Here is a 22,007-nt window from a genome sequence, read left to right as displayed (position 1 = left end):
TCATCGTCCTTTCCGGGTGCGCCGGCGGTCGGCGAGAAGCTGTTGGAGAAGTGCTAGAACATTCTCGACGTCGTCGAAAACCTGGACGTTGGTGAAACGGAGCACGACGTACCCGTGGATCTGCAGCATCACGTCGCGTTGCCGATCCGCGGCAAACTTGCCGGCCGTACGATGATCTGCGCCATCGACTTCGACAATGCATTGTTCCTTCGCCCACAGGAGATCAACCCGGACCGGATTGACGAGCGTCCCGAGCCGGACCGTGCAATTCCAGGAACGGCCGGCAGCCCAGGGTCGATCGGCGAGAGCTTCCTCCAGCAATACTTCGGCCGGGCTACTCGGGTGCGGTTTGCCGGAGACACCGCGCGGGCGTACGCCACTTGCCTTCGCCCTACGTAGTGGCCGCTCAGCGACGGGCCGGGAACCGGGCGGGGCGACCGAAACCGTCGGAAGTGGAAGGTTGGCAACAGTCGAAATCGCCTCGGGCACAGCGCCGGTAGCAGGCAACGCGGCCATGGGTGGACTGGCAACAGCGGGCGGCATCGCCGCGAAGATCCACACCGAGAGACGGCCGTGGTCGACGAGCCATTGCGCCGCCCCATCAAGGGTAAACGCCGTTTTTTCATCGAGTTTCTTCGGCGGGTGCAGCGCGAGCACACACCTCTGCCAACCGAAGCTGGCCGCGAGTACCCGGCCCAGCCCGAGCGCCCGGACCTCCGGCCGATGCCGCCGAGTGTTCCCCTTCCGCCCCGCCACGGCACCGGTCGCCAGATCGGCCAGGAACGGCCCGTACTGTGAGGTCCGCGCAGCTTGCCTAAACGCCAGAGCCCGCACGGCGGCCACTGCGGCACCCGCCGAGGTGGTGATGCCTTCAGCCCCCGGAAGCCACACCGGAAACAATGTCCTGGCGAGTGCCTCCATATCATCCAGAATGGCGGCCACCGTTTCGCTCCGACTCAGCGAACCCACCATTCGCGTACTGATTGCTGGCGCCCATGGTGACGCGCTTGTCATTACTTCGTCCAGGCTGCACGACGAGAAAGATTCGATCCACACGACTCGGTCGGTGGGAATTCCCGAAATATCAAAAGCCAACAGCATGCCTAACAGGAGATCGCGGGGCACTATTCTCGCGTCCTTCTCGCCGAGGCAGCAAGCATCCACAAGGGGCGTCAGCGACAGCCATACGGCACCACCGGCAGACCGATCGAGGACTCGCGTCGCCATCCACAGTCGATACCCGATCGGCCGACCGCCCACAATCGCCCACGACCTGGCACTAAGAGCCGCCGATACGGAGAAGACACGATCACGATCGGCCGCAGAGTCAGATCGATCGCCGTACCCCGAAAGGACTACTGCCAGGGCCATAAGTTCGGGTGGACCGGTAGAGGTGAGTTAACTTCTCGGCTGCTTCAGGATCGTGGACACACTGATGCCAGCCCACCGCCAGCCGGACCAGCATAGTGGTGCTGCGGGTTGGCTGGCTCGGTCGGCGGATGCGCCGACGGATGGCCTGTAGTGCCGGGTAGCTATCTGAACGCTTGTGCACCGACGCGCGGACGCCGCATCGGGTGGAGCGGTGGGCCGCCGGCGGATAGGTGAAACATCGGCTGCGCCCGGTAGCCGTGGCGTACGTAGAGGCGTCGGTTTCGTGGTCCGGTGGCTTCAAGGTGAGCCGCTGTTCTGGTGGCGTCGAGCCGGGTGTGGTGGTTTTGGAGCAGGGTGCTGCCGAGGCCGTGTCGTTGCTGGTCGGGGTGTACGGCGAGGAAGGCCAAGTAGTGGTGTGGCTGGTCGTACGGATGGTGGTCGTGCATAACCTGGTCGAGGGCGGCGAACCGAGGCTGGAATCGGCCGGTGACTTCCGCGAGTCGCTGTGTGTAGTCCGGCAGTTCCGGAAGCGGTTCGCCGTCGATGGCATACCAGATGGCGACGGCCGTGGCGTCTGCGGTCATGTCGATGTGTCCGTATGTGAGGGCGTGTTCGACGTGCAGGGCGAAGTAGTGCGGGTAGATGCGGGCGCGGGTGTCGAGGTGCGGGATTAGCCAGTCGGCGAGGTCGCCGTGCAGGAATGCCTCGGCCAGCAAGTCGCTGACCGTCTGCTGGTCGGCGGGGGTCGCGGTGCGGATGGCTGGGCTCGGGTGGGTGCGCATGGCGGTCACCGCCCGCCCCGTGTCGGCGGGCGTAGGTCGATGGTGGCGCTGTTGGCGCCGCGGCCGATCGCCGCGTACGCCTGCGGTCGAATGGTCTTGAGGATCAGCGCCCAGACGATGCCGGCCGCTGCGGCGACGGCGTAGGTGGCGGGTAGTTGCCAGCGCAGGCTGGAGGTGGGGTCGACGCCGAGCAGGATGGCGAACTCGTCGAGCGTCACGATCACCACCAGGGCCAGTCCGACGGCTGCGGTGAACGATGCGAGCAGGGTGCGTCCTGCGCCGAGATGGTCGCGGTTGCCGGGTGCGGTGAAGTAGACGGCGACGGCCATCGAGGTGGCAGTCATGAGTACGAGGACGCCGAGGCCGCCGAGGACGGTGAGCCAGAAGAACAGCCGGACGATCGGATCCCAGCCGGCGATGGCGTAGACGGCCAGCACGATCGCCGCGAGACCCGTCTGCACCAACGATCCGGTCAGCGGCGCCCGGGAGCGGGGGCTGGTGCGGCCGAGGATGGCGGGTAGGACGCCTTCGCGGCCGAGGGCGAAGAAGTAGCGGGCGGCCGTGTTGTGGAAGGCCAGTAGGGCGGCGAACAGGCTGGTGACGAACAGCAGGTGTCCGAGATCCACGACCGTCTGCCCGAGATAGGGCGCAACCAGAGTGAAAATCAGTTCGGTGCCTTGGGCGCGGGCTTGGTCGACGATGTGAGCGGGGCCGGTGGCCACGGACATGGCCCAGGCGCAGAAGGCGTAGAGCAGGCCGATGATGGTCAGGGCGAGGTAGGTGGCGCGGGCGACTGTGGTGTGGGGGTCTTTGGATTCTTCGCTGAACACGGCGGTGCCTTCGAAGCCGACGAACCCGGCGATGGCCACGGCGAGGGCTGCGCCGATGCCGGCGGTGAGCACGTTGCTCGGTGCCAGGGTGGCGAACGAGATGCCGCCGGGTGCCGGGTGGGTGACGTGGACGGCGGCGAAGATGACGGCGACGGCGATCTCGGCGATCAGCAGGGTGGCCAGGATGCGGCTGTTGAGGTCGATGCGCCGTACGCCGAGCAGCCCGACGATCACCCACGCTGCGTAGGCGCACAGCCACCACGGCAGGTGCAGGCCGGCGCGGGTGTCGAGGAACTGGGCGAGGACGGCACCGAACCCGCCGTAGAGGCCGATCTGCATCGTGTTGTAGGCCAGTAGGGCGACGAACGCGGCGCCGATGCCAGCGGGTTTACCCATGCCGTGGGTGATGTAGGTGTAGAAGGCGCCGGCGTTGAGCACGCGCCGGGACATCGCCACGTAGCCGACGGAGAACAGGGCGAGCAGCAGGGCGACGAGCACGTACGCGATCGGGATGCCGGTGATCCCGGTGACGGCGAACCCGGTGGTCGCGCCGCCCGCGACGACGGTCAGCGGGGCGGCGGCCGCCATCACGGTGAACACAAGCGGCCACACGCCGAGACGGCTGCGCGCCAGGGTCGAGCTGACCGTGTCGGCGGAATGCTGAGCAGGCATGCAGGAATCCCCTTCGAGCAAGCTTGGGTCGGATGGATCAGCGGCGGGTGATGATCGCGTCGCCGACCGCGGCCTCGGTGTGGGCCAGCAGCTCCCGCACCGGGGCCGGAGCGTCGGCGGCGGCGGCTCGAAGCCCGGCTTCGAGGTCGGCGGAGTGGCCGAGCAATACCGTCCGGTACAGGTCGGTGGCCAGGACAAGGCCGCCGAGGACGGTGTCGAACCCATCCAGGGGTTGGCCTTTCTGCAGGCGGCTGGAGAGCCGGGCCCAGGGCCAGGCGGCGGTGTTCATGTCGGTGGGCACGTACCGCACCCGCCGCCCGAACAAGCCCCGCCCGGTGGTCTGGCGCAGGTGCCCGGCCCGGGTGAGCCGGTCGGCGATGTCCCGCTGGGCGGTCCGGGCGAGGTAGGCCAGCCAGGTCCGGACTGGCAGGGCGGCTTGTTCGGCGGCCAGCCGGTCCAGGACCGTGTGCGCGAGTGCGTCGATCGGCGGCGTCGCGTCCACGATGATCACCTGCCCGCCCGGCAGCGCGAGGCGGCGTGCCAGCACCAACTCGGCCAGCAGAGCGGCGGCCAGGCCCAGACCGGTGACGTGCTCGTCGAGCAGTGGACGGCCGTCGTGGTCACGGTGGGCGAGCCGGAAAAAGTCATCAGCGACCAGCGGCCACGTCGGCCGCTGCGGTCCGGCCGCCCAGCCTGCGACCGCGGCATGCCGGCCCCGGGCAGGCGCGGAACCGTTCGAATATGCGGTGTTGATGTATGCCATGACCAGACCGCCTATCGATGGTTCTCACGGCCGATGGTCGCATGGTCGATCTGTCGCTGTTCCAGGTAGTCCGATGCACGGATGCGCATGTCGTTGCTCCCGTTTCAGAATGGTGAAGCCCCGAGGCGGGCGGGAACCGGTGCCGCTGCTGCTGGGGAGACCGCTGCGGCTCCCCACGCCCACCCCGGGGCCGTTTCGAGCACCGCCGATCGGCTGATCGGGCGGCACGAAATAGACGATCCCGTGCGACAGCCGACGTTGGGTAGATCACGTTGGGGGTCCACGGCGAACCCCTCGATATCGGGCTCTGGCCCTGTGGGGTCCACCGTGAACCCCCACGATGAGCTGCCTTGCAGATGCTCGCGCCAGCGAGGGTGAGACATCGGCCTTCGTCGAAGTGAACCCGGAGCTGGTCGTCTTCTGGGGAGGAGAATCATGCGCGTCTCAGCGATGACGTCGGACCCCGCGCCGTGGGCGTGGGAGTTCGACTGGCACCTGACGAATCGGTGCAATTTCTTCTGCGAGTACTGCCATCCGCAGATCCGGTACGTCCTGAACAAGAAGCCGCTGGAGGAGCCGCCGGCCGACCTGGTCGTGCGCCGTTTCGAGGAACTCGAGGGCACCTCACTGGTGCACATGTCGGGCGGGGAGCCGTTCCTCTTTCCCGACTTCGCGCGGTTGTGCGCCGGGCTGACCCGCCGCAACTGGATCAGCATCAACACGAACCTGGCGTCACCCGACCTGGTGGCCGATTTCGCATCGTCGGTCGATCCGGCCAGGGTCGTGAAGATCGTGGCAGCGCTGCACATGCCTGAGCGTGAGCGTCTCGGCTTGCCGTTGGAGACGTACGCCGAGTCGTTCCGGATCCTGCGGTCCGCCGGCTTCGACGTGGTCTCCCTCTATGTCCTGTACCCGCCGCTGCTGCCGCGGCTACGGGAGGATCTCGCGGTTCTGGCTGGTCTCGGCGTGGAGCCGGTCCGCGCCAAGGTCTTCAAGGGCGTACACGAAGGCCGCCGCTACCCGGAGTCCTACACCGACGAGGAACGTGACCTGATCCTGGCGAACTCCGGCGAGTACGTGTTCAACCGCCCGTACCTGGACGGGATGCTCGCTTTCCGCGGCCAGCCCTGTACGGCGGGCATGAGTTCGTTCAAGGTCACGGTCACCGGCGAGGTACGCAGGTGCGCATCCGTTCCGACGTGCTACGGCAACCTCTACGACGGGACGTTCCGGCCTGCCCGAGAGAGCACGGCTTGCCCGGCACGACGTGTCCTGGTCCTGTCGCAGTGCCTGGCCTATCTGGTGAATCCTCCCGCTCCAGCCGGAACGGCAGCGAGCCAGTCGGAGGCCCGGGCATGAGAGTGCTGACCAGCCTCGGTGCCGTCCACCCCGACCAGATGCCCTTCGATGTCGCCGAACGTAAGGGCATCGGCCATCCCGACAGCCTCGCCGACCTGGTCGCGGACAGTTTCTCCCGGCGGTACGCCCACCTGTGCCGGGAGCAATTCGGCGTGGTGCCGAACCACTGGGTCGACAAGGTCAACCTGGTGGGGGCGGCGGCCGACGTCCGGTTTGGCGGCTACGACATCCGCAAGCCGATCGACGGCTACCTGTTCGGCAAGCTCACCGAGCATCTGGGTGGAACGCGGCTTCCGCTCGCCGACCTGTTCGGCGAGGTGACCCGGAGCGTTCTGGTGGAGGTTCTCGGCGACGAGACCGTGTTGGATCATCTACGGCTGCACATCAACAACACCGCCGGCACCGCTGTGGATCATGACGAGCAGTTCTACCAGCCGCGGACGGCGGCTGCCGTCCGCGAGGTGCTGGCGGACGAGTCCGTCGCGAACGACACCGTTCTGTGCGCGGGAAGCGGGCCTCGTGGTGCGGCCGCGGAGACTGCCGTCTGGTTGGAGTCGCTGCTGACTCGGCGTGACTTCCGCTCCCGTTTCGGCACCGGCACGGACGTGAAGGTCATGGTGGTCCGTTCGGGTGCCGAGCTGGACGTCACCGCAGCCGTTCCGTTTCTGCCGGGGGCGGTGAGCACCTGGACGCAGTACCGCGACCGGCTGGACGCCGTTCAGGACGAGCTCGGCAACGAGGTGAAGCAGTTCCTCGACAGCCTGTCGCTTCCCCTAGGAGAAGCGCGGTTGCACCTGAACACGAAGGATATTCCGGGCCGCGGCTACTTGGCGCCGTTCGGTACGTCTCTCGGCAAGGGCGACTGCGGTGCGGTGGGACGGGGGAACCGCTACAACGGTGTCATCGAGCCGTTGCGGCCGGCCAGCGGCGAGGCACCCGCCGGCAAGAATCCCGTGCACCATGTCGGCAAGATCTACACGGCGATCGCCGGTGACATCGCTGGTCGATTGTTCGCACAGTTGGGCGTCTACGCCGATGTGGTGGTCGCCGCCCGTAATGGTGGCCGGCTGGATGAGCCTGCGTATGTGCTGCTCCGCAGTGATCTACCGGTCGGTGCCGCTGGCGAAGCGATCGCTCGTGAGGCTCTCGGGACTGCTCCGTCCTACCATGAACGATTTCTCGGCGAGGATCCGATAGCCCGGTTCCGAGATCGGGCGTCGTCATGACGACGGTGCTGGACGACGTCCATGTCCGCCATCTGGAGCAGCTGCGATCCCGGAACCCGGTCATCGACCGGCAAGGTTTGCGGCTGGGCGACACCTACGTGATGTTCTTCGCCGAAGCCGGACTCATGGCCGAGCATGCCCGCCGCCTGGTCGCCGGCCAGGCGGCGCCACGGGTTCTCGAGGTCGGTCTCGGGCTGGGGGTCTTCGCCGAGCAGATCGGCGCGCATCGGATCGGCGGCTACCGGGCGGTGGAACCGCATTCGGGCGTGGTGGAGCTGGTTGCTCCACGAGTCAGGTCGGCGCTTCGCTGCGCGGCGACGTTCGAGGTGCGGCCCTGGCAGTCGGTCGCCCTACCTCCGGCGAGCCTCGACGCGATCATGTACGACACCTGGCCGCCGGACGGTCATGCCGACGCGGACTTCGCCCAGTTCGTCGAGCATGTCGCCCTGCCGGCCCTGCGACCGGGCGGACGGTTCAGCTTCTTTCACAGCGGCACGCACCTGCCTGTGGCCCGGACGTACGTCCTGGATAAGCACTTCCCCGGCTGGCAGGCCGCCCCTTACCGCATACCTCCGGCCGACCTACCGGCTGCTTGGAGCAAACCCAGCGCGGACTTTCTCGTACCGATCGCGATGAAAGGAGACGGCTGATGGACACGGTGCCGATCAGTTCCTCGGTGCGACTCGCTTTCGACGAGGACGGGTACGTGGTGCTGCGCGGCGTTCTCGACGCCCCCACCGTCGGGGCTCTCCGCGACGCCGCCTCATGTGTGTTCGACCAGGTCGTCGGAGCGACCCTGGCCCAGCAGGTGGCCCATCCCCGGCTCACCTGGTGGCGGCTGCCGGACGGCCGGGCGTACGTCTTCAAGGTGAAACCCGTCGCTGACCTGGCACCGGCCTTCAGCAACGTGGCGCGTGGTCAGACGCTGTCGGCCGTCGCATCAGCGCTGCTCGGCGCCGAGGTGGAGCCGATGGAGGACAAGATCACCTACAAGGAGGCCCTGAAAGCCGACGTTCTGTGGGCGGCCTTACCCGTGCTGGGAGAAGAGGTTCGCAAGCACTCGGATGCGACGTACTTCGCCGCACGTGGCTTCAGCCGGGTGCTGACCGTCGCAGTGTGTCTGGACGACTGCCCGGCCGAGGCGGGCGCGCTGCGTGTCTGGCCCGGAACTCATCGCCGGCCCGTCGAGTACGTACCGACGGCGGATCAAGGCCCGGTCGTGCCGGACGAGTCGGCTCCGGACGACGATGCGGCCACGCTGACGGCCGAGGCCGGGACTGTCCTCGTGTGGGACGCGGCCCTGGTGCACGCGAGCGAGGCCAATCTGACGGACAAGCCACGGCGGCTGCTCGTGCTCGGCTATACGGCAGTCGGCCGCTGATGGGCGCCAGGGTTCTGGTGATCGGCGGCACCGGCTTCATCGGGTCTCACGTGGTCGCCGCCTGTGTGGACCGAGGCCACGACGTGACGGTGTTCAGCCGGGGTCGCCGTCCCGTCACTCCCGGCGCGGCAAGCATCGTCGGAGACCGACGCCGACCCGGCCCGGCGACCCGAGCAGATCTGGAAACCGGCTGGGACACGGTCATCGACACGTGCGCACACACGGCCGTGGACATGGACGTGAGTCAGAGCATCCCGGCCCAGCGTTACCTGCTGTTGTCCACGTGCGGGATCTACCAGGCGGCGGGGCTGTCCCGGATCGCGGACGAGTCGGTGCCGGTGAACATGCACAGTGTGGCTCGCGGGAAGGTCCAGTGCGAACGCCGCGCTGCTCTTCTTCCGGCGCAGTCTCTGGTCGTCCGGCTCGGTGTGGTCACCGGGCCGGACGACCCGTCCGGGCGGGCCGCCTATTGGATCGACCGAGCACTGCGAGGCACGGGAGTCCTCGTTCCGGCAAGGCCGGACCAGCCGGTACAACTCGTCGACGTTCGTGACGTCGCCGGATTCCTGGCGGCGATGGTCGACTCCGAGCACACCGGCGTGGTCAACGTCGCGGGCTCGATCACGCTGTTCGCCGAGTTCATCGACCTGATCCGGGCCGCTGGACACGGCGAGTCGGAATTCCACTGGGCCCCGGAGCAATTCGTCCTGGCCCGTGGTGTTCGGCCTTGGCAGGAAGTACCGCTGTGGCTGCCCACTGATCACCCGTTCCGAGCCCATCTACGGACCGGAACCGACCGTGCCACTCAAATGGGCTTCGTCGACCGCCCGCTCAGCGCGACGATCGCTGACCTCATCTCCTGGTACCGGACTCATCGGTATCGGCATCCCCACTGGCTGACACTCGACCGCGAGCAAGCGCTGCTCCGATCGATCGGGGGATCCTGATGCTCCCCTACACGCAGCCTGCCCCCTACTCCAGCCAGTGGGGTGAAGACCGTTGGCTCACCGAGCGGCTCGTGACGCCACGGCGAGGAGTGTTCGTCGACGTCGGTGCGGGGGATGGCGTCCGCGGCAGCAATAGCCTGTTCTTCGAGGATCAGGGCTGGTCCGGCCTTTGCGTCGATCCGGATCCCCGCAATCGGGAGGCCCTCGCCCGGAGAAGGTGTCGGCTGCAGATGTGCGCCGTCGCCAGCGGGACCGGACCGCAGCCTTTCAGCATGTACGACGTCAAGCCCTCATGGTCGGGGCTGGGCGAGCGCGGCGTCGGCTACACCGTGGTCAGCATCGTCTGCCGCACCCTGGAGGATCTGCTCACCGAGGCGGGTATTGAGCGCATCGATCTGCTCACCATCGATGTCGAAGGCACCGAGCTGGATGTCTGGGCATCCTTCGACCCTGAACGCCACCGTCCCGGAATCGTCATCGTCGAGTACGACGATTCCAGTCCTGGCCGCAGCACCGCGCATCTGCACCGCGCGTTCGGCTTTGACCAGTACGAACTCCTGCACCGAACACCGTCCAACCTGATCCTTCGCGGCACGGACGCGGTCAGCCGGCAGCGGTGGCCCGATGCTTGATCAGGTCGTGGCCGTCCTTCGCCGACGCCTCGGCAGCGAGAACGTCATCGTGTTCTGCTCCCAGCATGAGGAGGTTCCGGCGTGGGAACAATTGCTGAAGACCGCCGGGGTGAGCTCGGCGCTGGTGCTGGCCTTCGACGGTCCTCAGCTCTCGCCGCTGCTCGCCCATCCGTCACACCGGGAAGCCGGAGAACTGGTCGCGGCCCGGCACGCTCTGCTGGGCACCCTGGCCCGGAGGTCGCCACTCGCGGAGATGGCCGACGACTTCGACCCGGCACGCCGAGCGGTTCTCCTGGTCACCGACCCGCTCGACCCGAGAGAAGTCGGTGACCGTCACCTTTTCGGGGCAAAGCACCCAAGCTGGTCATTTGTCGAACACAAGAGTGTCGTGGACACGGTGTGGGACGTCATGGGCGTGGACCGCGCCGAATCGGTGGCCCTCGACCGGCCCGGCACTCTGCTGAGGCCTGACGGTCTGGCACCCACCGGCATCGTCGCCTCGTGGCAGCGGCTCGGCGAGGCGCCCGTAGCGGGCGGGAGCGGGATCCGAACCACACTCACCGAGATCGACGACGGCCGCTTCCGCGTACGGATCATGCCGCATCTGACCGGACGGCCCTGTCGCCTGCACGGGCTGACCAGCGCGGATACGACGGTCGTCTTCCCGCCCTTGGAGCTGCTGGTCCCGCAGCGAAGGGAAGGCGGATCGTTCCTGTGCGCAGGCGCCGCCCCGCTGTCGGCACCGGAGCAGGCCCCACTCACAGCATTGACCCGGCGGCTCGGCGACCAGTTGCGCGCGTGTCTGGCGTACCGCGGAGGATTCTCGGTAGACGGCATCCTCACTCCCGACGGCTTCCGCCCCACCGACCTCAACACCAGGGTCACCTCGGCGTTGGAGAGCCTGCCGGCGACGGTTCGCGTCGCGGTGCACGCCTGCGCCTTGGCGGCTCGCGCCGGGCTGATCAACCTGCCAGGTTCGACTCTCGGACGGTACGTCGCGCACGCCTTCCGGGAGACCGGCGAGCTACTGATCCGCGCTCCGTTCCCGGACAACGACCGTGTGGCTCGCGAGCCCGTTCGCTGGTTCGGTTCGACCCTCATCAGCGCGGGCCGAACGGAGCCGCACGGCGTCATCGAAGTAGGTCCGGGCGCGCGCGGCGCAATCCTGACTGCTCGCCTGCGCCATGCCGACCTACCCGAAGGCCTCGACTGCCAGGCAGCCAGCATCGCGGTATTCGAGGCGGCAGACCGGCTCCTGGGAGCGACATACGGTCCACTGAAGGCACCTGGCGGTGCTGACCCGCAGCAAGCGAATCAGCACCGTCGAAGGTGAAGCACGTTCATCCGAGCCGGGTGATCGCAGCCCGAATGCGGTGCAGAGTGCGTTCGCGGCCGAGCACTTCCAGCGACTCGAACAGCGGCAGGCCGACAGTCCGGCCGGTCACCGCGACACGAACCGGCGCCTGAGCCTTGCCGAGCTTCAGCCCTCGCGCCGCGCCCAACTCCTCCACCGTCCGCTTCAGGGACTCCGCGGTCCACGCAACGTCGGCGAAAGCGGCAGCCACGTCGGTCAGCAGGCCGACCGCCGATTCGCCGGTCATCGCCTTCGCCCAAGCGGCCTCGTCGACCGGGGGTTCTGGCAGGAACAGGAAGTCCACCATCGCCACGATCTCGCCAAGCAGGCTGACCCTGGTCTGTGCCAGCGGGGCAACCACGGCGAAAACATCCTCGTCGTAGTCCTCGGGCCGCCACGGGGCAGCCTCCCCGCGCAGCCAGGGCTGGCAGGCGGAGATGAACTCCTCGACGCTCATCGCCCGGATGTAGTCGCCATTGAAGGCGCGAAGCTTCTTCACATCGAAGAAGGCCGGCGACGGGTTGACGTCTTCGAGCTGGAACTCGTTGACCAGGTCCTCCCACGGCAGGATCTCCCGGTTACCGGACGGGGCCCAGCCGAGCAACATCAGGTAGTTGCGCATCGTCTCAGCGAGGTAACCCTCAGCGCGGAAGTCCTCCAGAGCGACCCGGTCACGCCGTTTGGACAGCTTCTGCCGCTTCTCGTTCACCAGGATCGGCGCATGCGCCCACACCGGCGGCTCGTGCCCGAGCGCCTGCCACAACAACTGCTGCTTCGGCGTGTTCGGTAGATGTTCCTCGGCCCGGATCACGTGCGTGATGCCCATGACCATGTCATCGACGACGTTGGCCAGGAGGAACACCGGTGACCCGTCACCGCGGGCGACAACGAAGTCTTCGATGGTGCTGTTGGCGAACGTCGGCTCGCCGCGAACCAGGTCACGAACGACCGTCTGCCCCTCGTCCGGGGTGCGGAAGCGCACGGCCCGACCCGGCTCGGCGGTCAGGCCGCGGTCACGGCAGAAGCCGTCGTAGCCCTTGTGCTCGCTGCCGGTACGCGCGACGACCTGCTCACGGACGCAGTCGCAGTAGTATGCCTGCCCCGCCGCGAGGAGCTTGTCGATCGCGTCGCGGTGGTGCTGAACGTAGGCGGACTGGAAGAGCGGTCCCTCGTACTCCTCGGGTCCGCAACCCAGCCACGCCATCGCGTCCAGGATCCCCTGGACCCACTCCGGCTTGCTGCGTTCAGCGTCGGTGTCCTCGATCCGGAGCACGAGAGCGCCCCCGGACTGCTTCGCCAGCACCCAGTTGTAGAGCAGGGAACGAGCGTTGCCCACGTGGAACATCCCCGTGGGCGACGGGGCGAACCGGACACGTACGCCGGAAGGAGAAGACGCCATGCACGCAGCGTACCGGTCCCGGTCCGATCATTCGGTTGCGGTCAGCGCGTCCAGGTGAGCTTTGAACGCGTCGGCCAGGCTGTCGAGAATCATCCGGCCTTTGTCCGCTGTTCCGGCCGACGGCAGCCCGATGACACCCGATTTCGTGTAGCCGGCCATGCCGTGGACGAGCAGCAGGTTGCGGTCGTCGGCCTGGTGGTCGGACGTCTCGACGCCGGAGCGAAGCAGCTCCGGCGCGACGTGGCGTAACAGCGACACCTCCAGCTCGCCGGCATGCATGTCGGCATGACCGTCGCTCGTCAGCCCGGCCGTCTGACGGGCAGCGTTCCAGTCGTCCCTGGCGGGAAAGAGTGTCATCACCGGTCCCGCGACGTTCGCCTCCTGAACGATGTTGCTCAGCACATAGTTACCGCCATGCCCGTTGACCAGCGCAAGACGCTCGATCCCGGACCGCCGAAGAGACGTGAAGACGTCCTTGATCACGGCGGTCAGGGTGGTGTGGCTGATGCTGACCGTGCCCGGCCAGGCGCTGTGCTCGTGGGAGCAGGAGATCGTCACCGGCGGCAGCAGAAACAGGTCATAAGCCGAGGCGACGCGTTCGGCGATCGCACAGGCGACGACGCTGTCAGTGGCCAGGGGCAGATAGACGCCGTGCTGTTCGAAACTTCCGACGGGTAGCACCGCGACGGGGGCGGCGCGGCGCCTCTCGTCCTCGCTGGTGGCGGTCGACAGCAAATTCATGGATCAATCCTGACAGGCGACGAGCGCGCCCTGGTATGCCTCGGCCAGGCGGGGAAACACGGTGAGTTCGCGGTGTCGGCGGAGTCGCGGCAGCAGCCGGCCCACGGCCCGCAGGGCACGCGTCGACGATGTCTGCTCCGCTACTCGAACTGCGGACAAGCCCTCGATCGCCGCTCGTTCCGGCTCACCGTCGTCCAGATACGCGAGCGCGAGGTCAGCGCGCCATACGCCTTCATCGAGGCGTCCCTCGGCAGGCCACGCCGCGAGGACTTCCTCATAGGTCCTCGTGGCCGCCGCGCTCTCGCCGAGCATCTGCCGGCACCGGGCCTCACTGGCACGAACGTAGTCGACCGTGCAGTGTCCGCCGAGATGATCCGCCCCGTCGGTGGGCTCGGAGACCAGACGAAGCGCCAGGTCGATGTTCGTCCGACTGGCGGTCGCATCGTCGGCGAGGGCGTGTGCCTCGGCCTCACGGACCAGACACAGGGCCGACGTACGGGGCGGCAGTTTCGGTGTCCGGCGGGCCTGCTGCGCGAACCGGCCCGCCCGTACCGCATCGCCGTCGTCGAGCGCTTGCTGACTCTTGCGCATGAGGATGTACGACACCAGGTGGTGATCACCGGCTTCGACGGCCAGGGCATTCGCCCGGTCCAGCAACGAACTCGCCCGCGCCGGGTGTGGCCCATTCGCCTCGATCCAACTCAGGAACTCGGTCCAGTGCGCTTCCAAGGCCATCAGGCGGGAGCGGTGCGGTCCGCTCGTGGCTACCCGGGCCGCGCCGATGAGCTGGGACTGTCCCTCTGCTGGCCGGCGCAGACCCGCGCAGCCGACGGTGTTGCTCCGGGCGGACAGCACGCCTAACAGGGCATTCCACGAGTCGTGCAGCGAAGGATCGGCGAAGACGTCAGCGAACCGTACCGGGGTGGCCTCGGAGGATACGGCGAGCCCCAGGTACGGCCGCGGAATGCTCAGCCCGTCAGCGATGCGTTCCAAGACCTCGAAGGAGGTGACCCGCTGTCGGCCCTGGGCGATCTGCCGCACCCGGGTCTCCGACAGGCCGGTCAAGGCGGCAAGTCGCGCCCGGGACAGACCCCGGGTCCGCAGGAAACGCAGAAGCGCGGAGACATCGCGGGCCGCGAGATGCTCGACAAGGGGCCGGCCTTCGAACACCGCCGTGTCCCACCACTGAGGATCGATGTTCATGGTCGCGCCGCCCCTTTCCGACATCCGACCACACACCGCTTCGGTGGCAACACGCTACGGCAAACAGGAACGTTCCCGCCAGATCGGGCAGCGCATGGGACAACGCTCGGGCGTTGGCTTCGTCGCCGGCGTTTCCGCGCGTGACAGCCCGGGGCAGAATCTGATCGTTCGTACGGGTTCTTCGGCGACCCGGTTTGCCCCGCCAGCCTCATCGGCGTCGGCCACGAACGAGACTGTCCCGGTCATACCGTCGCCTCATTGTGTTGAAGGGAAGAGATTTCGTGGTCAGGTCGGTGGTGTTCGACGTCGGTGAGACGCTGCTGGACGACACCCGCGAGTTCAACGCCTGGGCCGACTGGATCGGCGTGCCCCGGCACACCTTCTCCGCGCTGATCGGCATCGTCGTCGCCCAGGGCCGTAACAACGCGGAGGCGTTCCAGTACGTACGCCCCGGTTTGGACCTCGCGGTCGAGCGTAAGCGTCGTGAGGAGGCAGGTCTCGGCGAGCAGATCGACGAGGGCGACCTGTACCCGGACGTTCGGCCCGCGCTCGCCGAGCTGCGGCGGCGAGGGGTGTGGGTCGGGGTCGCCGGCAACCAGACCGTTCGGGCAGCTGAACTTCTGCTGGCGCTGGACCTGCCGGTCGACGGTCTCGCCACGTCCGGCGAGTGGGGAGTCGCCAAACCCGATCCCGGCTTTTTCGAGCGTGTCATCGCCTTCGCGCCAGGGGAACCTCACGAGATCGCCTACGTGGGTGACCATCGTGACTACGACGTGCGGGCCGCCAGCGCGATTGGCCTGAACACGGTGCTGGTCAAGCGCGGTCCGTGGGGCCGGTTGTGGGCTGACGATCCGATCGTGCGGGAGCACGCCACCTGGGTGATCGACTCTCTCGCCGAACTGCCGCAGCTCGTCCGGCCGCAGGTCAGCTGACAGCGACAGGCAGCGCGGTCCAGCGGGCGAAGTCGTGGACCCGGCTGGTGCTCCCCGCGCCGTCGAGCAGGTCGCTCACCAGTCGACGGACCTGCGGATGGAATCGGGTGTGTTCTGAGACCGCTCGGCAGATCCAGGGCGAACTCACCGAGGGCTCGCTGCGCCAGGAGACCGAGCGGCTCCATCGCCGCACGCGCTTCATCGGCATTCATACCGAGCCGCAACGGCCCGACACCGTACGGCGGCTCCAGCTAGAAATCCATCCCGCGATCATCCCAGCTGCCGACCGCGAGCGGCATCACCGGCCACACGAGGACCGTGGCCTCGGCCGAATGCTGGATCGCCTTCAGGCCACCTATGTTGCGCGGCGCGACGACAATGTCTCGCCGGGTGAAGCCGCTCAACCGCGCGGATCTCTCAAAGGACAGGAAGTGTCCTGATCGGTCCCTAGCGTGGCCCGCATGACGAAAAGCCGGCCTGGCCTCCGCCCGTTCCGTATCGACATCCCGCAGTCGCAGCTCGACGACCTGAAGTCCCGCCTGGCCAACACCCGGTGGCCGCAAGAGCTACCCGGGGTCGGCTGGAGCCGCGGAGTTCCCGTCGGGTACCTGCGGGAGGTCGCCGACTACTGGCGCACCGGCTACGACTGGCGGGCCCAGGAGGCGGCCCTCAACCGGTACCCGCAGCACCTGACCACCATCGACGGGCAGAACCTGCATTTCCTGCACGTGCCCTCGCCCGAGCCGGACGCCACGCCGTTGCTCCTGTTGCACGGCTGGCCCGGCGCGGTGGCGGACTTCCTCGACGTCCTCGGGCCCCTGTCCGATCCCCGTAGCCACGGCGGCGACCCCGCCGACGCTTTCCACCTGGTCGTGCCGTCGCTGCCGGGATTCGGGTTCTCCACCCCACTGGCCGGGCCGGGGATGAACGCGGACCGGGTGGCCGGGATCCTCGTGGCGCTGATGGCCCGGCTCGGCTACGACCGGTACGGCGTACACGGCTACGACTGGGGCGCCTGGATCGGCCCCAGGGTGGGCCGGCAGGACCCGGAGCGGGTCGTCGGCGTACACCTCACCGCGATGGTGACGCTCCCGGCCGGAGCCGACGGGGAGATGGACGGCCTCAGCGAGGCCGATCAGCGCCGCTGGCAGCGGATGCAGAACTTCAACGACGGCTACTTGCAGTGCAACGCCAAACGCCCGCAGACCGTCGGGTACGCCCTGACCGACTCCCCGGTCGGTCAGCTCGCCTGGATCGTGGAGAAGTTCAAGGAGCTCACCGATCCGGAGGAGGGGCTGCCGGAGGAGAGCATCGACCGCGACCGCATCCTCACCGACGTATCGATCTACTGGCTGACGGGCACCGCCGCTTCCGCCGCCCAGATCTACTACGAGGAGTTCTCCGCGAGCTCACCGGAGATCGGCGGCCGGCGCGGCACCGTGCCCACCGGGGTCCTCGTTTCCGGTCACGATGTCACGATCCGGCCGTGGGCCGAGCGCGACCACCACGTCGTGCACTGGACCGAACTCGGCAAGGGCGGGCACTTCCTCGCCATGGAGGCGCCCGAGCTGCTGGTCGACGACGTCCGGACGTTCTTCCGGAAGCTGCGGTGACCAGGGATTCCCGCCGCTACCGGTACACGCGGTGACGGCCGGAGCGCTGAGTGATCGGCGTCACACAGGAAAGGAAGATCGGCCCGTCAACCATGGGCCGGGCGACCCGATGGAACGGCTCGGACCCGCGCCATGACGACGTGTGCGGCCAGGACCCGTACAGCGCCCCCGGAAGGTCGGACACCATGCCCGTGCAGCCTCGCGTTCTGTGCCTCGATGACGATCCCCGCGTCCTGGAGGAACTGGAGCGCGCGTTGTGCACCGGTTTCCGGGTGGTGACCACGACCGATCCCGAGGTGGCGCTGCGCATGCTGGCCGAGGCCGGCGACGACCCGTTCCCGGTGTTCATCGCGGACATGCAGATGCCGGTGATCGACGGCGTCGAGGTGTTGCAGCGTGCGGGGGCGGTGTCGCCGTCCACGACCCGGGTCCTGTTGGCCGACGATATCGACGTGGCCGACACCATGGCGGCGATCAACCAGGGGCATGTGTTCCAGTTGCTGCTCAAGCCCTGTCCCGCGGACGAGTTGCGGGCCACCGTGGCGGCGGCGACCGCGCAGCACCAGGAGAGTGGCGCGGACAAGGTGCCGGCTGGGGCTGCGACCGCCGGCACCGTCGAGGCGCTGCTCGCCACGCTGGCCCAGGCCCAGCCCGCGCTGGTCGAGCGCGCCCACCGGATGCGCGGGATCGCCGAGAAGGTGTGTGCCGTGCTCGAGTTTCCCGACGCGTGGCAGGTGGAGTTGGCCGCCGAGCTGACCGCGGTCGGGGCGGTCACGTTGCCGGTTGCCGCGGTCGAGGCGGTCATCACCGGGATCCCGCGCAACGACACCGAAGCGCGCACGCTCGATGCCCTGTTCGACCGGGCCGCCGCGGTGCTGGCCCACGTTCCCGCTCTGGCTCCGGTACGCGTCATCATCCGGCATCAGTTGCGCACCCACCGCGACCCGTTCCAGCCGATGCCGGCGGAGGCGCCGCAGGCCGCGCTGGTGTTGCAGGCGATCCGGGAGTACGACGCGCTCATCCACCGTGGAACCGAGGTTCGAACGGCTCTGGCGACCCTGACCGCACGAAAGACCCACGCCCCGGCCCTGATCGCGGCGCTGGCCGAGTACGCCGGGGTCGAGTCCGCCCACGAGGCGCGCGAGATCAACGTCGACGAGCTGGAAGTCGGCGACACACTCGCCGGCGACGTGTACTCCGCCACCGGCCTGCAGCTGGCCGCCCGCGGCGAGGTCGTCACCGAAGAGGTCCTCGCCCGGATCCACGACTTCCACGACTCCACCGGCCTGCTGAGTCGCCACCTGCTCGTCGCGTGACGACCGTCGGCAGGCCGACGGGCACCGGCGTCGATGGGTGACGGAGCGACTCTGTGATCATTTCCGGATGACCAGTTTCCCCGCATACGCACGCCAGGTTCGGGACGAGAGCCTCGACCCCGTACAACGCCGGATGCGTCTGAGGAACTGCCTCTACCGCTTCGCGCCGTACGGCTTCAACGCCACCTGGCATCATCTGGCGATCACTCACCGCATCCCGGGGCGCATCGCGGCGGATCCCTCGTCGCTGGTCCGGGCCCTCGACGAGCTCGAGGCGGCCCGCGCTCCGGTGCTGGCGAGGTCGGTCGCCTTCGCCGCCGAGCGGCGCCTGCAGAAGCGGGAGGGCCGGCGCGTTCCGCAGACGCCGCATCCGTGGGATTCGTGGGGCTGCCACAACCTCGCCTACTGCCCCGATCCGCGGAAGCATCCGGCCGAGCCGCTGCCCCTCGTGGTCGGCCGAGTGCTCGAGGCGTACACCCGCCGGGCCGGCCCGGACGGAGGATGCCTGGTCTGCGGCGAGGAGGACTGGACCCTGTGGAGGGTCTGCCAGAACTGCGGCGTCGCCTCCGGAGGCCGTGGCAGCATTCTCTGACGCATCGGGAAGCCGCGTGGAACGGTCGGGCGCGGCCGAAGCCGCGCCCGACCGATTTCGGTCAGCAGCCGTTGCGGGTTGCGGAGACCGCCACGTCGTCGTACCAGAGGGTGTCGGCGCCGTCGCCGTAGCTCTCCCAGCCCAGGCGCAGGTCGGTGAGGGCCGGGCGCCAGGTGCGGTTGAGCCACTGGCTGTCGATGTCGTGGGTCGGGGTGCCGTCCTCGACCAGACCGGGCACCAGGGTGCCGTCGAGCCAGGTCTCGATCGTGCCGTTCGCACCGTCGATCTTGAATTCGACGCAGTTCCAGGTGTTCACCGGCAGTGGTCTCGACAGCGCCACGCCGGCCGGGCTCTGCTCGGGCAGCGTGGCGTCATCGGAGGCCCGGTTGAACTGCAGGGCGCCGTTCTGGCCGCCGAACCGCAGGTCCTTGCCGCCGTCGTTGGCGTCGGCCATCGCGACCGCGGTGACGTGCGCGGCGGGCAGCGCGGTCGTGTGCCGCACCCAGTAGCGGATGTAGCGGGTGCTGGTCGCCGCACCGAGCAGGTCGGTGTTGCGGGCGAACACGTGGTTGCAGTAGCCGGCCGCGCCGTTGATCCGCAGCGACGTGCCGCCGGTGTGCGCGATCGTCTTGTCGATCGCGGCGGTGCCGGTGCCGGAGCAGTCCGGGCTGGTCACCGCCCACGCGCCGGCCGGGACCGAGCCGGCCTGGGACTCGAAGCCGTCACAACGCGCCGTGGTCGAGCAGTTCGCGGGCGAGGACGACGTCGAAGGTGACGGGGAAGGCGCCGACGGTGACGGCGAGGACGGGGAGGGCAGGCCGGACGCGTCGGTGGGCACCGGCTCGGGGCCGCACGTCGCCCCGTTGAGGCGGAACGTGGCCGGGGACGAATTGCTCCCGGAGTACGTCGCCTGGAAACCGAAGCTGGTCGACGCGCCGGTCGCCAGCGTTCCGTTCCATCCGACGCTGGTGGCGGTCACCGCGGCCCCGGTCTGCCGCACGGTCGCGTTCCAGGCCGAGGTGACCTGCTGATTGCCCGGGAAGTCCCAGGCCAGCGTCCAGGACGTGATCGCGGCGCCGAGGTTGGTGACCTTGACGTCGGCGGTGAAGCCGGTGTTCCAGGAGTTCGCCGTCCAGGTCACGTCGCAGGTGGGCGCGGCGGCCTGGACCGGCCCCAGGACGGCGACACCGAGGGCGGCACCGGCCAGGGCCACGACCGTCGCTACCGGTACGAGCCTCATGAGCACGCCACCCCGTTGAGCTTCACGGTGGCCGGGGCCGCCGCCGTACCGTTGGCGGTGAAGCCGATCGTGACCGAGGCGCCCGCCGCGAGCGACGGCGAGTAGCTCGGCGCGGCCGCCGTCACCGTGGTCCCGGACTGGGTGATCGTGGCGTTCCAGCCGCTGGCGAGCGTCACGCCGGACGGCCAGGTCCAGGTGACCTGCCAGGGGTTGACCGCGGCGCCGCCGGTGTTCTGCACCTTGAGCTGGCCCTGGAAGCCACCCTGCCAGGCGTTGTCCTGGGCGTAGGTGGCCGTGCACCCGCCGGTCGCGGGCGGCGTGGAGCCCGACGGTGACGGCCCCGACGGTGACGGTGACGTCGTTGCGCCACCGGCGACCGGCGCGATCAGGTACGGCTGGAGGATCGCCTGCTTGGCCTGGTTGATCGTGGTCCAGTCGTCGTTGGCGATGCCGCCGGTGTCACCGGAGTTCGGGTTCCACGACCAGTAGGTGAAGGACATCCCGGTCACGCCGGTACCGGTGTACGCCATCAGGTTCTGCAGCCACACCTTGTCGACGTCGCTGGCGAGCGTCGTGCCGAACTCCCCCATCATGATCGGCGCGATGTTCTGCTTGTACAGGTACCCCCAGTACTTGTCCCAGATCGCCGGCATGTTCGCCGGGTAGGTCGGGTCGTCGAACCAGGCCTGGTGGTAGACCGAGGTGGCGTACTCGTGCGGCGAGTAGACCAGCCGGCTCGCCACGTTCAGGCGCACCGGGAACGCGCCGGCCTTGGAGAGGTTGCCGCCCCACCAGCCGCAGTCCTCGTCGTTGCTGGTGTCGCCGTCCCAGACGTTGGAGAGCCCGCCGCTGGGGCAGCTCACCCCCTCCACGAAGATCAGCCAGTTGGGCTGGACCGCGAGGATCGCGTTGCCGGCCCGCTCGGCGGCCAGCCGCCAGTCCCGGGCTGTGTCGCCGCAGCCCCAGCAGGCGCCGGTGGCGGCCGGGTTGGTGCCCTCGGCGTGCGGTTCGTTGTGCAGGTCGGCGCCGATCACGGTGGTGTTGCCGGCATAGCGCTGGGCGAGCGCTTTCCAATCCGCGATCCAGGTGCTTTCCGGTACGGCCGAGGTGTACCAGAGCGGGGTCTGTCCCGCCGCGGTCGGCCGGTGCCGGTCCAGGATGACCCGCATGCCCTTGCCACCGGCGTACGCGACGACCTTGTCCAGGATCTGCAGCGGGGAGAGCCCGACCAGGTCCGGGTTGACGTAGTCGTTGATGCCGGTGGCGGTCGCCCCGGTCTTGAGCGCGTCGTCGGAGAACGGGATCCGCAGCGTGTTGTAGCCGAGCGAGGCCATCTTGTCGAGCTGGCCGCGCCACGGGTTGCTGGACCACAGGCCGTGGAACGTCTTGTTGTCGGTCTCCATGCCGAACCAGTTGATGCCGGTCAGCCGGACGGTGGCGCCCGTGCTGTCGACGATCTTGTTGCCGCTGGTGTGCAGGTAGCCGGTCCCGGTTCCGCCGGTGGCGGCGGAGGCCGGTTGAGCCGTGACGACCGCGGCGGCCAGTGCCGCGGCGGCGAGCGCGGTCGCGCCGGCCAGCCACATTCGAGGTTTCATGCTGGGAGCTCCTTCGAGGACGTGAAGGCGAGAAACATCATCGTTACATGGGAGCGCTC

General features: G+C 68.4%; 21 protein-coding genes and 1 pseudogene. 13 read left to right on the top strand and 9 right to left on the bottom strand.

Annotated elements, in window-relative coordinates; all coding sequences use genetic code 11:
* The 4 genes from CHC09_RS41685 to CHC09_RS41670 all read right to left on the bottom strand — a co-directional run bounded on the left by CHC09_RS41685 (nucleotide 1) and on the right by CHC09_RS41670 (nucleotide 4,418).
* Nucleotides 1-1,227, bottom strand: a complete 1,227-nt coding sequence (locus tag CHC09_RS41685) for an endonuclease domain-containing protein (protein WP_179277515.1) — start codon at nucleotides 1,225-1,227, stop codon at nucleotides 1-3.
* A gap of 305 nt (nucleotides 1,228-1,532) precedes the next feature.
* Entirely contained in the window at nucleotides 1,533-2,153 is a 621-nt protein-coding gene (locus tag CHC09_RS41680) for a GNAT family N-acetyltransferase (RefSeq protein ID WP_089298822.1), read from the bottom strand.
* Between the two features lie 5 nt (nucleotides 2,154-2,158).
* On the bottom strand, nucleotides 2,159-3,655 hold the full coding sequence (locus CHC09_RS41675; RefSeq protein WP_089298796.1) for an APC family permease: 1,497 nt from the start codon (nucleotides 3,653-3,655) through the stop codon (nucleotides 2,159-2,161).
* Nucleotides 3,656-3,692: 37 nt separating this feature from the next.
* On the bottom strand, nucleotides 3,693-4,418 hold the full coding sequence (locus CHC09_RS41670; RefSeq protein ID WP_089298795.1) for a GOLPH3/VPS74 family protein: 726 nt from the start codon (nucleotides 4,416-4,418) through the stop codon (nucleotides 3,693-3,695).
* 435 nt (nucleotides 4,419-4,853) lie between these two features.
* Between CHC09_RS41670 and CHC09_RS41665 the strand changes: the two genes are divergently transcribed.
* From CHC09_RS41665 to CHC09_RS41635, 8 genes and pseudogenes are all read left to right on the top strand, one after another.
* Complete coding sequence (locus CHC09_RS41665; protein WP_239138889.1) at nucleotides 4,854-5,777, top strand: radical SAM protein; 924 nt, start codon at nucleotides 4,854-4,856, stop codon at nucleotides 5,775-5,777.
* Nucleotides 5,774-7,003: a methionine adenosyltransferase gene (locus CHC09_RS41660; RefSeq protein ID WP_089298793.1), complete on the top strand. Its 1,230-nt coding sequence runs from the start codon at nucleotides 5,774-5,776 to the stop codon at nucleotides 7,001-7,003. Before CHC09_RS41665 ends, CHC09_RS41660 begins: the two co-directional genes overlap by 4 nt.
* Nucleotides 7,000-7,653 (top strand): class I SAM-dependent methyltransferase, encoded by a 654-nt coding sequence (locus tag CHC09_RS41655; RefSeq protein WP_089298792.1) that lies wholly within the window; start codon nucleotides 7,000-7,002, stop codon nucleotides 7,651-7,653. Before CHC09_RS41660 ends, CHC09_RS41655 begins: the two co-directional genes overlap by 4 nt.
* Nucleotides 7,653-8,384, top strand: a complete 732-nt coding sequence (locus CHC09_RS41650; RefSeq protein ID WP_089298791.1) for a phytanoyl-CoA dioxygenase family protein — start codon at nucleotides 7,653-7,655, stop codon at nucleotides 8,382-8,384. Before CHC09_RS41655 ends, CHC09_RS41650 begins: the two co-directional genes overlap by 1 nt.
* A pseudogene (locus tag CHC09_RS48975) lies at nucleotides 8,384-8,584 on the top strand (NAD-dependent epimerase/dehydratase family protein); the annotation flags it as partial. The gene CHC09_RS41650 and the pseudogene CHC09_RS48975, both read left to right, overlap by 1 nt.
* Before the next feature lie 39 nt (nucleotides 8,585-8,623).
* Nucleotides 8,624-9,331: a Rossmann-fold NAD(P)-binding domain-containing protein gene (locus tag CHC09_RS41645; protein ID WP_239138890.1), complete on the top strand. Its 708-nt coding sequence runs from the start codon at nucleotides 8,624-8,626 to the stop codon at nucleotides 9,329-9,331.
* Complete coding sequence (locus CHC09_RS41640) at nucleotides 9,331-9,963, top strand: FkbM family methyltransferase (protein ID WP_089298789.1); 633 nt, start codon at nucleotides 9,331-9,333, stop codon at nucleotides 9,961-9,963. The genes CHC09_RS41645 and CHC09_RS41640 overlap by 1 nt, the downstream gene beginning before the upstream one ends.
* Entirely contained in the window at nucleotides 9,956-11,296 is a 1,341-nt protein-coding gene (locus CHC09_RS41635) for a hypothetical protein (protein WP_143232886.1), read from the top strand. Before CHC09_RS41640 ends, CHC09_RS41635 begins: the two co-directional genes overlap by 8 nt.
* 7 nt (nucleotides 11,297-11,303) lie before the next feature.
* Here CHC09_RS41635 and gltX read toward each other — a convergent pair whose 3' ends face one another.
* From gltX to CHC09_RS41620, 3 genes are read right to left on the bottom strand one after another with little or no spacing between them, the layout of a single operon-like run.
* Complete coding sequence (gene gltX, locus CHC09_RS41630) at nucleotides 11,304-12,716, bottom strand: glutamate--tRNA ligase (protein WP_089298787.1); 1,413 nt, start codon at nucleotides 12,714-12,716, stop codon at nucleotides 11,304-11,306.
* A 27-nt stretch (nucleotides 12,717-12,743) separates the two neighbouring features.
* On the bottom strand, nucleotides 12,744-13,457 hold the full coding sequence (locus CHC09_RS41625; protein WP_089298786.1) for a creatininase family protein: 714 nt from the start codon (nucleotides 13,455-13,457) through the stop codon (nucleotides 12,744-12,746).
* A gap of 3 nt (nucleotides 13,458-13,460) precedes the next feature.
* Nucleotides 13,461-14,660 carry a helix-turn-helix domain-containing protein gene (locus CHC09_RS41620; RefSeq protein ID WP_179277514.1) on the bottom strand — a complete coding sequence of 400 codons (1,200 nt, stop codon included), beginning with the start codon at nucleotides 14,658-14,660 and terminating at the stop codon, nucleotides 13,461-13,463.
* 281 nt (nucleotides 14,661-14,941) lie between these two features.
* Between CHC09_RS41620 and CHC09_RS41615 the strand changes: the two genes are divergently transcribed.
* The 5 genes from CHC09_RS41615 (at nucleotide 14,942) to CHC09_RS41595 (ending at nucleotide 19,113) form a co-directional block, all read left to right on the top strand.
* Nucleotides 14,942-15,592: an HAD family hydrolase gene (locus tag CHC09_RS41615; RefSeq protein WP_089298784.1), complete on the top strand. Its 651-nt coding sequence runs from the start codon at nucleotides 14,942-14,944 to the stop codon at nucleotides 15,590-15,592.
* A 107-nt stretch (nucleotides 15,593-15,699) separates the two neighbouring features.
* Nucleotides 15,700-16,032 carry a hypothetical protein gene (locus CHC09_RS45910; RefSeq protein WP_143232885.1) on the top strand — a complete coding sequence of 111 codons (333 nt, stop codon included), beginning with the start codon at nucleotides 15,700-15,702 and terminating at the stop codon, nucleotides 16,030-16,032.
* Nucleotides 16,033-16,053: 21 nt separating this feature from the next.
* On the top strand, nucleotides 16,054-17,205 hold the full coding sequence (locus tag CHC09_RS41605; protein ID WP_089298782.1) for an epoxide hydrolase family protein: 1,152 nt from the start codon (nucleotides 16,054-16,056) through the stop codon (nucleotides 17,203-17,205).
* Between the two features lie 185 nt (nucleotides 17,206-17,390).
* On the top strand, nucleotides 17,391-18,521 hold the full coding sequence (locus CHC09_RS41600; protein WP_179277513.1) for a response regulator: 1,131 nt from the start codon (nucleotides 17,391-17,393) through the stop codon (nucleotides 18,519-18,521).
* Nucleotides 18,522-18,588: 67 nt separating this feature from the next.
* Entirely contained in the window at nucleotides 18,589-19,113 is a 525-nt protein-coding gene (locus CHC09_RS41595) for a hypothetical protein (RefSeq protein ID WP_143232883.1), read from the top strand.
* Nucleotides 19,114-19,174: 61 nt separating this feature from the next.
* Here the strand turns inward: CHC09_RS41595 and CHC09_RS41590 are convergent, their stop codons facing one another.
* Both CHC09_RS41590 and CHC09_RS41585 read right to left on the bottom strand, forming a co-directional pair.
* Nucleotides 19,175-20,353, bottom strand: a complete 1,179-nt coding sequence (locus tag CHC09_RS41590; RefSeq protein ID WP_089298779.1) for a cellulose-binding domain-containing protein — start codon at nucleotides 20,351-20,353, stop codon at nucleotides 19,175-19,177.
* On the bottom strand, nucleotides 20,350-21,948 hold the full coding sequence (locus CHC09_RS41585; protein WP_089298778.1) for a cellulase family glycosylhydrolase: 1,599 nt from the start codon (nucleotides 21,946-21,948) through the stop codon (nucleotides 20,350-20,352). Before CHC09_RS41585 ends, CHC09_RS41590 begins: the two co-directional genes overlap by 4 nt.
* Nucleotides 21,949-22,007 lie beyond the last annotated feature (59 nt).

This window comes from Actinoplanes regularis (genome assembly GCF_900188005.1).
GTDB lineage: Bacteria > Actinomycetota > Actinomycetes > Mycobacteriales > Micromonosporaceae > Actinoplanes > Actinoplanes regularis.
The sequence above is the reverse complement of the archived record's forward strand: the minus strand, read 5'-3'. Positions and strand labels throughout refer to the sequence as shown.